The organism is Ideonella azotifigens, from assembly GCF_006519715.1.
GTDB lineage: Bacteria > Pseudomonadota > Gammaproteobacteria > Burkholderiales > Burkholderiaceae_C > Ideonella > Ideonella azotifigens.
The window spans coordinates 1-1,089 of the sequence record NZ_VIDT01001159.1 but is presented as its reverse complement, the minus strand read 5'-3'; the positions used below and the strand labels follow the sequence as shown (position 1 = coordinate 1,089).

Annotated in this window: 2 protein-coding genes; one reads left to right on the top strand and one right to left on the bottom strand. The window is 66.9% G+C overall.

Features of this window, described 5'->3' with window-relative positions:
* A partial coding sequence (locus tag FKP22_RS31315) for a phospholipase A (RefSeq protein ID WP_141292057.1) occupies nucleotides 1–879 on the top strand: 879 nt, incomplete at its 5' end.
* Here FKP22_RS31315 and FKP22_RS31310 read toward each other — a convergent pair.
* A partial coding sequence (locus FKP22_RS31310; RefSeq protein WP_233447040.1) for a LysR substrate-binding domain-containing protein occupies nucleotides 860–1,089 on the bottom strand: 230 nt, incomplete at its 5' end. The two genes, FKP22_RS31315 and FKP22_RS31310, sit on opposite strands and share 20 nt — an antisense overlap.

The window sequence follows — 1,089 nt, the reverse complement described above, 5'->3', positions numbered from 1 at the left end:
GAGCCCAGCGCGCTGCAGCAAGTGGCCACCGCGCCCAGCGGCCAGGGCCTGGCCGCGGCCGACTACCTCACCAAGTTCTGGGAGTTGGAACCCAGTGCCAAGCGCGGCACCTTCGTCGTGCGCACCTACCAGCCCAATGCGCTGCTGCCGGCGCACTACTCCAACAACATCAACCGATTGCCGGCCAGTCCCACGCACCCCAGCGACGGCGTCCAGCAGCCCTACAAGAGCACCGAGGCTGCGCTGCAGCTTTCGTTGCGGGCCAAGGTGCTGGAAGACGCGCTGCTGCCCAATGCGGACCTGTGGGTCGCCTTCAGCCAGAAGTCGATCTGGCAACTCTGGAACAGCGCCGAATCCTCCCCGTTCCGCAGTTCCGACTACCAGCCCGAGGTCATGTACACCGTGCCCATTTCGGACAAACTGGGCCTGCTGCCATCGGGGTGGCGCTGGCGCATGCTGCAGGCCGGCATTGCGCACGAGTCCAACGGCCAGCCCGACCCGCTCTCGCGCAGCTGGAACCGGGCCTACCTGGGCACCGCCTTCACGCGCGACGACTACGCGCTGCAGGCCGTCTTCAATCACCGGCTGGCCGAGACCGGCACCGACGACAACCCGCACATCACCGACTACATCGGCCACACCGAGTTGAGCGCCTCCTGGTTCCCGGGCGTGAACACCATGCAGCTGGTGGCGCGCACCTCGTTCAAGTCCTGGTCCAAAGGCTCGCTGAAGCTGAGCTGGAGCCACCCGGTGTTCTCGGACAAGCCAGACGGCCTGCGCTGGTACGTGCAGGCCTTCACCGGCTACGGCGAGACGCTGCTGGACTACAACCACCGGCAGACCAGCATCGGCGTGGGCTTCACGCTGTTCCAGCTGTAGGCGACAAGGCGCCCTCGTCGCCGAAGGCCTGCAGCGCAAACTCGATGAAGCCCTTCAGCTTGGGCGAGCGCTGGCGCTCAGGTGCATAGAGCAAATGCATGGGCCGGCTGGGCAGCGCGTGGCCGGTCAGCAGTTGCAGCAGGCGGCCTTCGGCCAGGTCCGCCGCCACCATCACTTCCGGCAGCATCGCAATGCCCAGGCCGGCCAGCG